This window comes from Acetobacterium sp., assembly GCF_036508315.1.
Taxonomy (GTDB): Bacteria; Bacillota; Clostridia; order Eubacteriales; family Eubacteriaceae; genus Acetobacterium.
In genome coordinates, this window is record NZ_DATCHP010000004.1 from 1 (window position 1) to 6,001 (window position 6,001).

General features: G+C 38.1%; 6 protein-coding genes. 1 reads left to right on the plus strand and 5 read right to left on the minus strand.

Features of this window, described 5'->3' with window-relative positions; all coding sequences use genetic code 11:
- On the plus strand, positions 1 to 751 hold a 751-nt coding region (locus tag VIK44_RS00355), incomplete at its 5' end, for an exodeoxyribonuclease III (RefSeq protein ID WP_331551833.1).
- A gap of 147 nt (positions 752 to 898) precedes the next feature.
- Here VIK44_RS00355 and VIK44_RS00360 read toward each other — a convergent pair.
- The 5 genes from VIK44_RS00360 to VIK44_RS00380 form a co-directional block, all read right to left on the minus strand.
- Entirely contained in the window at positions 899 to 2,374 is a 1,476-nt protein-coding gene (locus tag VIK44_RS00360) for a UDP-N-acetylmuramoyl-L-alanyl-D-glutamate--2,6-diaminopimelate ligase (RefSeq protein WP_331551834.1), read from the minus strand.
- Positions 2,375 to 2,523: 149 nt separating this feature from the next.
- Entirely contained in the window at positions 2,524 to 3,219 is a 696-nt protein-coding gene (locus VIK44_RS00365) for a DUF1638 domain-containing protein (RefSeq protein WP_331551835.1), read from the minus strand.
- A 20-nt stretch (positions 3,220 to 3,239) separates the two neighbouring features.
- A complete protein-coding gene (locus tag VIK44_RS00370; RefSeq protein WP_331551837.1) occupies positions 3,240 to 3,944 on the minus strand; it encodes a GntR family transcriptional regulator in 705 nt (234 codons plus the stop codon).
- Between the two features lie 17 nt (positions 3,945 to 3,961).
- Positions 3,962 to 4,621, minus strand: a complete 660-nt coding sequence (locus VIK44_RS00375) for a cobalamin B12-binding domain-containing protein (protein ID WP_331551838.1) — start codon at positions 4,619 to 4,621, stop codon at positions 3,962 to 3,964.
- Positions 4,622 to 5,184: 563 nt separating this feature from the next.
- The coding region (locus VIK44_RS00380) for an iron-containing alcohol dehydrogenase (RefSeq protein ID WP_331551839.1) at positions 5,185 to 6,001 on the minus strand (817 nt) is incomplete at its 5' end.

Consider the following 6,001-nt stretch of genomic DNA (forward strand, 5'->3'; position numbering starts at 1 on the left):
TAGTTGGAATGTTAACGGCATTCGCGCCATTGAAAAAAAAGACTTTATTTCATGGGTGGAAGAAACCCAACCGGATATATTATGTCTTCAGGAAACCAAAGCTGAGGTTACTCAGCTAAGTGAAAAATTGATTAATATTTCCAATTATACTTCCTATTTCCACTCCGGAGAAAAAAAAGGCTACAGTGGAACTGCCGTTTATTACAAAAATGAGCCTTTGAGCATTAAAACCGGTCTTTCCGACCCCCGATTCAATAAGGAAGGACGAACCATTATTATGGAATATGTTGACTTTACTCTCTATAATGTCTATTTCCCAAATGGACAAAAAGATGAAGAACGCCTCCAATATAAAATGGATTTTAATCGCTGTATTCAGAAGGATATAAAAGCGCTTCTTGATTCTGGTAAAAACGTCATTGTCGGCGGGGATATCAACACTGCCCACTGTGAAATTGACCTTAAACATCCCAGAGAAAATTCCAAACGCTCAGGTTTTCTCCCTGAAGAGCGGGCTTGGATCACTGAGTTTCTAAGTATTGGCATGGTCGATTCCTGGCGTGTTCAGCACCCTGATGAGGTAAAATACAGCTGGTGGTCGATGCGATTTAATGCCAGAAAAACCAATGCCGGATGGCGGATTGACAGTTTTTTTGTTTCAGAAGGATTTATGAATCAAATTGGAAAAACAGAAATACTGGATAAAGTGATGGGCTCCGATCATTGCCCTATTACATTAACCATTACCTAAAAAAGACTGCTTTTAAGTTATCACAACAATGTACTTAATAACAGCCTATCATCCAAAATTTTCAGGCCAATTATTTATTGTTGTTTGAGCCCTAAAGGCATGCAAACAGATAAATTAATTGGCCTGAACAGATTTTCATATTTCTATTTAATTCTTCAGGCGTTGGATAGCTTCTCTGACCGTATCCCATTCATTATAATAGAGGATTTCGTCCTTCATTATTTCCTGCTTTTCATGGCCTTTGCCGGCAAGCACTAATACATCTCCGGGCTGGCAAAGCGATGCACCGTGATAAACAGCTTCAACCCGGGTTTCAACGGCGGTATAATTTTCAGTTTTTTCGGCTACACCTGCTGCCACAGCATTAATAATATCCATTGGATTTTCACTGGCAGGATTATCCGAAGTCACCACAACGGTATCTGCATACGTTCCGGCAATGCGACCCATAATAGGTCGTTTCTCCCGATCCCGGTCACCATTACATCCAAAAACAAGCACAATCCGCCCATTATAGATCTTACGCACTGATTTTAATAGCTTTTTCAGGGAATCCGGGGAATGAGCATAGTCGATGATTACATCAAATGGAGCATCTACATCCAAACGCTCCATCCGACCTTCGACTCCAGGCATTGTTGCCATAGCTTTTTTAATGCTCTCCATCGACACCCCTTCCTCCAGGGCATTAATAATAGCAGCCATACTGTTATATACCATGAACTCTCCCGGAATATCTAAATAGATTTGCTCTTCACTTACCGGGGTAACCAGAGTATAGGTGGTACCCTGAACCTCATAGATCATATTTCTGGCAATGTAATCATTAGTCGGTTCCAACCCGTAAGTAATGATTGGTATATCCGTTTTGTCCTCAAGAATTTCACAGAGTATCCGTCCCCAGCGATCATCTCCATTAATAATATTAGCCTTTTTTACCCGATAAAAAAGTTTCGCTTTTGCATTAAAATAATTTTCAAAGGTTTTATGAAAGTCCAGATGATCCTGGGTAAGGTTAGTAAAGATGCCATAGTCAAAAGCCACACCGTTTACACGATCCAGAGCCAGTCCATGGGAGGAAACCTCCATGGATAAATAATTACATCCCGCATCCCGCATTTCTCCAATAATTTCCTGAACTTCCAGGGATTCGGGAGTAGTCCTGCCTCGATTATCTATAATTTCAGCTTCAATAAGATTGTTGATAGTTCCAATAAGACCGCATTTTTTTCCGTCGGCTTCAAAAACGCTTTTAAGCATATAGGTAATGCTGGTCTTTCCATTGGTTCCTGTAATACCAGTAACGATCATGGCTTTCGAGGGGTTTTCATAAAAGGCCGAAGCAATGATTCCCAGAGCAAACCGTGAATCTGAAACCCTGATGTAGGTCACCTGATCATCGTACTCAGTAAGCTGGTTTTGGTAAATCACAACTCCTGCGCCTTGGGCAATTGCATTTCGAACATACTTATGTCCATCTGTTACATATCCAGGTATCGCCACAAAAAGAGTTCCGGCCTGAACATCCTTAGAATTATAGGCAATTTTTTTTACTTCGTAGTCTGATTGCAGGTTTATTATCTCCAAAATCTTTAGCTCTTTAATGATTAATTCAATTTTCATTTTAATTTTCCTTTCGACGTTAACAGAGTATACCTTACCTTACCTCATTTCATATTATACTTCTTTGTTTATTTCCTGTCCAGAGAGGTTCTTTTTTTACCAAAAAATAAAAAGGAGACACAACTTCCTTGTATCTCCTTATGACCTATTTAATCAATTTCATTTTCATATCCGGTAACGGAACAATTAATCCCAAAATCATCCACTGAAATCTCATGTTTAGGAGGAATCACCACTACTTGATGATCCCAATTAAGGGAAACAAACATTTCCAAAAGCTCAACATCTCCTTGAGTAACGCAAAACTCCAGCTTAAGCACTTGGCTGAGGTGTCTTGCACAATGGATCCAATTTTCTAACTCATAAGCCCCAGAATCAACCATCATTAAGGACTTATGATTTTTGAACATGATTTCCATAATGATCGCAGCTCTTCTAGAGCCATATTTACTAATTGCATAATGGTACTCTTCCCTAAGTGATTTCTTACCCTGCATCCAGGCCTTAGTAATAAAAAAGGTTTCCCCTCGAAGGCCTTTCAACTTTTTATTTTTATGAAGAAGCATTTGAATGCAATCCTCAGAGCGAAGAAAAGCCAGTTTCGTTTTTTCACTGAAGATACCCACTAAGCCCTTGCCGCAATTACCATAAGCCAGAAGAATCATTTCATAGTCCTGATGCTTGTCAATTTCTATTTGTAATTCAATTCTTAAAAAATCCGGGTTTGTGTGAAGATCCGAGCTCATCCATACTGTATCATAAGAAATACCTGTATTTTTCAAGGCCAGAGTTATTTCATCTTGAATCATTCCACAGGCAATCAATAAGATATTTGTTTTCATCATAACACCTCAGTTATTGATTACTAATCGAAAGAGGCAATCGCTTCTAATCCGGTGTCCTCTCCAGTAAAATACATTAATCCCCAACCGATGGGGTGCCCTTTTTCATCCAAAAGCTTTTGCTCCACTACTAGCAAGGGTTCACCATCTAAAACATCCAAAATTTGACTGACTTCCCCTTTGGCTGCCATGGCCCGAATTTTGAGCTTTTTTGTCATCGCAAAAATTGAATTCTTTTTTGCAACCATTTCCGGGAAAGTGGCATATCGAATTTCTTTTTCCACAATCGGAATCCCTCGATAATAAGGAATATATTTGACATCGTATGCTTTTACCAGTCCGTCACTGACAAATATCCGTTTTACTACAATAACGTGTTTATTTTCTGGAATTTCCAAATTAAAGCCAACTTCATAACTGGGTTTAATAACATTCACCTCTATGAGTCGAATCTCTTCACCCTTCTTTTCCGTGGTCATCATTTCATCAAAATGAAGTGTGTATAAATCCAGGTTTGGTTCACAAACGTAATTTCCTTTTCCGGGAATAGAATAAATATATCCCTCGTTTACGAGGACTGCCAAGCCCTTCCTCACCGTCATTCGGCTCACATTAAATTGTTCACAAAGAAGATTTTCAGATTGAATGGCATCGCCTGGTTGGACTTTTTCACCTGTTATCATGCTTTTTATTGCTTCAACTATTTTTAAGTATTCGGGGGATCCCATTTTCTCACCACCTTGGTCTATTTAGTATTATTTTCTGGGAATGCTTTCTCTTGCATCCAGATTTTACATTTTTCTACGCCTTTAGTTACATCCTTTGTTGCATAATCTGCACCGACAATCTGACCTGTTTTATCATCAACCACAGTACCGCCAATAATAATTCGATAATCATCCCGAATACCTCGTGTAACCAATTCACAGACGACTGCTCGCATTTCATAAACAGTTTCCTGCTGCATGCCGCTAAGCCCGATAATATCAGGCTTCATGGTTTCAATAGCATCCATCACCTTATTCAGAGAAACATCAGTTCCCAAATCAATGATTTCAAAACCCGCTGTTTTTGCAAAAGAACCAAAAATATTTTTCCCAATATCATGGCAATCTCCGAAAACAGAAAACAGCATTATCTTTCCAATTCTATTTTTTGGTGTTATCTTACACAATGCCTCTAATTCCTCTAATTCCATAACTTCCTGAAAAATAATCCCGGCAAAAATCAAATCTGCAATAAAATAATCGCTGGTTTCATAAAGCTTTCCTACCCGCTCCATTCCAATTTGCAGCCATTTGAAAATTTCAATGGGTTTAAATCCCTTACGAATGGCAATCCGTACGAGCTCCAATGTTCGATCTTCATATAATCCTTCAATGGATCTTACAATGCTATTTTTCATAATAAAGCTCCACTTCCTCTAGGTTGTAAAAATATTTTTCATCAAACCGTTTTATTACAAGGTCTTTGGATTCATATTATTACACTTGGAATTTTTTATCCGTACTCGCCTATTATAACCTAAATTAAGTTTTTTTTAATGATATTCTTTGTTTTTAAATCAGAATTTATAACTAACTTTAAATTTAGAGGCCTTCACTCTTCATCTAAAGAGCAAAAGTTACTAAACTATTTTTATAGGTTAACATAGTAACCGATGCATAGAGCAATTAAACCCTCATCAATATTGTTTCAAACGGTTGCTGGCAGACTATTTTTTATGAAGATTTATCCCTTGGAAATATTTGTCCCAAGGCAATATTTTCCCTCAGAAATAATCTTATTTCATGAAAGCGTTTGAGGGAATTATACCATACTTATATCGACCTGTATATACAAATATCTACAGATCCTGCTTTTCAGTGAGTGATCAATGGTGGTTCATCTTCATTTTTTAATTTGCCCACTAAAAAAACAAACCCCCAGAGCATTTTGCTCTGAGGGTTTGTAAAGTTAATACAATAATTACATTGCATTTTTGAATATTTGAACAACGTCTGCAAGTTTTACTGTTGCAGGATTTGTACCGGCACAGGCATCATTCATAGCATTTGTAGCCATGAGTTCGAAATCTTTTTCTTTTGCGCCGAGTTCTGTTAAACCAGAAGGTATTCCAACGTCCTGAGAAAGTTTAACAATAGCATCTAAGCCCTTTTCAGCAGCATCTCTTACTGAAAGGCCTTCAATGTTTTCGCCTAATGCAACAGCAATGTCGCCTAAACGTTTAGGGTTAGCATTCAAGTTATATCTTTCAACATGTGGTAATAAAATAGCGTTACACACACCATGTGGAAGATCATAGAATCCACCTAATTGATGAGCCATTGCATGTACATAACCTAAGCTTGCATTGTTAAATGCCATTCCGCCTAAGAACTGTGCATATGCCATGTTATTTCTTGCTTCAAAATTTTGTCCGTTGGCAACTGCCTGACGTAAGTTTTCGCCAATTAATTTCATGGACATTAAAGCAGCTGAATCAGTTACGGGTGTTGCAATTGTTGACATATAAGCTTCTACTGAATGTGTTAATGCATCCATTCCTGTAGCAGCTGTTAATGCAGGAGGCATACCCATCATTAATACTGGATCATTGACAGATACTGTTGGTGTACATCTCCAATCGACGATTGCCATTTTAACATGGGTTTCAGAGTTTGTGATAATACAAAAACGTGTCATTTCACTGGCTGTACCAGCAGTAGTATTAATCGCAATCAATGCGGTCATTGGTTTTGTACTTTTGTTAACGCCTGCAAAATCCTTGATTTCGCCGCCGTTT

Bases quoted from the DNA above. Each gene is read 5' to 3' on its own strand.
- VIK44_RS00365 (WP_331551835.1), bottom strand. From the start codon at position 3,219: ATGATGAAAACAAATATCTTATTGATTGCCTGTGGAATGATTCAAGAT.
- VIK44_RS00375 (WP_331551838.1), bottom strand. From the start codon at position 4,621: ATGAAAAATAGCATTGTAAGATCCATTGAAGGATTATATGAAGATCGA.
- VIK44_RS00370 (WP_331551837.1), bottom strand. From the start codon at position 3,944: ATGGGATCCCCCGAATACTTAAAAATAGTTGAAGCAATAAAAAGCATG.
- VIK44_RS00360 (WP_331551834.1), bottom strand. From the start codon at position 2,374: ATGAAAATTGAATTAATCATTAAAGAGCTAAAGATTTTGGAGATAATA.